The sequence below is a fragment of the Emticicia sp. genome, from assembly GCF_049241225.1.
Taxonomy (GTDB): Bacteria; Bacteroidota; Bacteroidia; order Cytophagales; family Spirosomataceae; genus Emticicia.
In genome coordinates, this window is sequence record NZ_JBMLRC010000369.1 from 30,368 (window position 1) to 33,812 (window position 3,445).

Annotated in this window: 3 protein-coding genes; all 3 read right to left on the bottom strand. The window is 35.7% G+C overall.

What is annotated here, in order from left to right; genetic code table 11:
• Nucleotides 1-4: 4 nt before the first annotated feature.
• On the bottom strand, nucleotides 5-424 hold the full coding sequence (locus ACOVO2_RS19570; RefSeq protein WP_421771597.1) for a nuclear transport factor 2 family protein: 420 nt from the start codon (nucleotides 422-424) through the stop codon (nucleotides 5-7).
• Nucleotides 425-562: 138 nt separating this feature from the next.
• Nucleotides 563-1,183, bottom strand: coding sequence for a response regulator (locus tag ACOVO2_RS19575; protein WP_421771598.1), 621 nt, complete (start codon nucleotides 1,181-1,183; stop codon nucleotides 563-565).
• The gene (locus ACOVO2_RS19580; RefSeq protein WP_421771599.1) at nucleotides 1,180-3,177 is read right to left on the bottom strand and encodes a tetratricopeptide repeat-containing sensor histidine kinase; all 1,998 of its coding nucleotides are present in this window, start codon (nucleotides 3,175-3,177) and stop codon (nucleotides 1,180-1,182) included. Before ACOVO2_RS19580 ends, ACOVO2_RS19575 begins: the two co-directional genes overlap by 4 nt.
• Between the last annotated feature and the right edge of the window lie 268 nt (nucleotides 3,178-3,445).

Consider the following 3,445-nt stretch of genomic DNA (forward strand, 5'->3'; position numbering starts at 1 on the left):
ACTTTTATTTATCTATTCGAGTAGAAACTTTATCGACAATAAACCACCAATCGTTTATTTTGATGAGATTAAAATAATCAACAAACAAAAATTTCGGTGTTTCGATTTCGGTTTTAGCATTGGCAATATTTCCCTGAAAATCAATAAGTTTGATTCTTGCTTCAACGCCGCTTTCTTTGGCATGAGGTTTAAAACCACTCAAATATTGCGTACGGTCAACGTTTCTAAAAACTCCATCTCGATACACTTTCAAATGGCACGAAGCATGCATAGCTTTTCCGACTTTGGTGGTGTCGCCGGTCATCCAACCATCAAAATATGTATTAATTGTGGTTTCTATGGCTGGGCGTTCGTTGGTAGTTTGGGCATTTGCTCCGATAATGGCACAACCCAGCAAGGCAATTGTAAAGATAGCTTTTTTCATAAGTGTTTTTTTAGGTTTGATTTCACAATAACCTAATCTGAAATTTTAATAGCTCGCAAAACCTCAGGACCTTGCTAAAAATGCAAATAACCTGCAATTTTATAGCAAAAGTAAAGCTATTGTAGTAAAGCCAAAGCCTTATCTCAAATGCTTACTCGCCCAAATCAGCAAGATATTTTTTTCCTTCGGTAGTTCCAATTTATTTATGATATTGGTCCGATGCCCCTCAACCGTTTTTTCTGAAATAAAGAGCAACTCGGCTATTTGCTTCGAGGTTTTTTGTTGAGCAATCAATTCAAGAATTTTCTTTTCTGTAAACGTCAATTTACTCAAAACACTATCAGTTTCCGACGAATTGTCTATCAACAAATCATTTTCGAGGTTTTTACTGATATACTGATTCCCTTTTTTCACGGCTTCTAAGCACAACTGTAATTCTTCTTGGGCGTTTTCTTTCAAAATATAGCCCGCAACCCCAAACTGATTTGCCTTTCTGAAAATAGTCAGTTCTTTGTGCATCGTCAGAAGAATAATCTTTGTTTTGAGTTTTTGCAGGTAAGTTTTTTCAAGGATTTCGAGCCCGTCAATTCCTGGCATGTTAATATCCAAAATGGCAATATTCGGCTGATGCGTATTTATTAGATTCAGAGCCGTGATACCATTTGAACAAACATCTTCTACGGTGTAGCCCAACGATTCTACAAAACCTTTTGTGCCCATCAGTGTAAAGGGGTGGTCGTCGGCAATTAAAACTCTCATGATTTTTTCGGAATAATAATATGAATAATTGTGCCCTCGGGCGAAGAATAAAAACTAGCTTCGCCACCAATTACACGGCTTCGTTCGATGATATTATGCAAACCAAAAGCTTTTCCACTATTAAGCACTTGTTTTACATCAAAACCTTTGCCGTTATCTTTAATTTCGATTGAAATACCATCTTTTTGCTCCGCAATCGTTATTTTGGCGGCATGAGCTTGGGCATATTTGATGATATTGGTAAGGGCTTCTTGAATGATTCGGTAAATCTGCAATTCATCAGCCGAAGATAGCGTGCCTTCGTAGTTGATTTCGGTGCTGATAAAGAAATTATTCTGATTTTGTAATCGCTCAACGAGCTGTTCAATATTAGGCAAAAGACCAATTTTATCAAACATTACAGGGTGAAGATTTCGGCTGATGCCCCGAATATCGTTGATTATAGTATCAATTTTTGTATTCACGGTTGCCAAATCTTGTGTAAAGATAGATTTCAGATTCAATAATTCGTGGCTGATACTGTCGTGTAAATCGCTGGCTATACGTTTGCGTTCTTCTTCGGTATTTTCGAGGAGTTGCTTTGTAAAATTCATGCTATTTGTTTTTTCTTGTCTCAGAAGTTTTTGTCTTTGCCAAGAAGAATACGCAAAGACCGTTAATAATAAAACACTCAACGATACCACCAATAGAGCAATGTAAGTGTTTTTCTGGGTAATTTCTTGGTTTTGGAGTTGTATCTGTTGTTCTTTCTTTTCGGTCTGATACTTTTTGTCCAATTCTTTTGTCTTGATAATCAACATTCTATCCGTCAGGCTATTATAAACTTCATCATAAGCATCGGTATAAAACAAAGCCGTTTTATAGTCTTTTTCTTCAATGGCTTCGATTCGTAGTGCTTCATAACAAGATAGCAATCCTTTTAAGTTCTTACTTTCTTTGTACTTGGGAATTACCTGTTTATAAACATCTTTTTCAATGAGTTTTTTGCCAGTCATTTTACTATAAAGTGAAGCCGTCTCGATGTACTGACTGTACAAAAACTTTTCATCAGCTTTTTCGAAAAGAGGCCTTATTTCTGTCATTAGCTTTTGGGCTTCTGCAATTTTTCTTCGTTTCAGATAATTATAAGCCTTCCAGCTATAGATGTAAGCTTTGTAAGATTCATTTCCGAAATTATACGATTCATGATAGGCATACATCGAATCAACGATTGCCTCTAATCTTGGGTTATTGGTTTCTTGATAAAGCCCTGACTTATTCAGATAGACAGCCATAACACCCATGTGGTTATTGATTGACTTTAAGGCACTAATGGCCTTATCCATATATATTTCGGCATTTTGATAGTCTTTCATCGCCATATAAATACCCGAAATTGAATCGTATCCAGCTCCCAAACCGAGTGTATCTTTTAGCATTAGGAAAGTATCTAGGGCCTTAAACGATGCCCTTAGTGCCTTATCAAATTTTCCTATCTCTGTATAAATGTAGCCCAATTCATTATAAGCAGTCGATTTATTTTCGAGCGAATAATAATCCTTGTAAGGCATTTGTATTACTTTTTGTAAATTCTTTATGGAAGCTTCAAAGTTTGAGTCGTAGTAATATAAAATACCCAAGTTGAGGTAAAGCCCCGACTTATACCTGTTCGAAATATGGTCTTGATGCTGCTCCGTAAAATCATCATGTATCCGAATGATTAGGCTATCGGCTCGGTTATGCACAATGGAGATTTGCCCAACATGATACAGTAAAATAGCAGCCTCTTCCCAACGCTCAGCCTTTATTTTTTGATTATAATGACTATAAAACTGCGGGAAATAATTTTTATCATTAAAGTTTACTTCATCAGCAAACCAATTGGTTAGGCTATCTAATTTATCGGCTGGTGGTTTAACATAAAGTGAACTCTCAGCCGCTTGTTTTTTAGGCTGGCAGGCCAATATTCCAACAATTAGAATTAAAAATAAGTGGTAGGTATAATTTCTAAACATTTGCTCGTGAGTGATTCTGAGTTTTAGCGGTAAAAATAAGGGAAAGAAACTCAATAATTAGCGTGGTTTTTACTAAACAGGGGTTTCCCCTTATACTATTGTCGAGTTCACTTCGCATAAATTTGTACAACAAAAAAATATAACCCAAAAAGTAAAACTCTCTAATTCTTACCCAAAATAGTAACACAAACATCGTATTCTTAACAAAAAATAGAATACACCTGCTTACGATTTACCAATGGATAAAATTTCGTTATTTATTAACAAA

Coding starts and splice junctions, on each gene's coding strand:
- ACOVO2_RS19575 (WP_421771598.1), bottom strand. CDS start 1,183: ATGAGAGTTTTAATTGCCGACGACCACCCCTTTACACTGATGGGCACA.
- ACOVO2_RS19570 (WP_421771597.1), bottom strand. CDS start 424: ATGAAAAAAGCTATCTTTACAATTGCCTTGCTGGGTTGTGCCATTATC.
- ACOVO2_RS19580 (WP_421771599.1), bottom strand. CDS start 3,177: ATGTTTAGAAATTATACCTACCACTTATTTTTAATTCTAATTGTTGGA.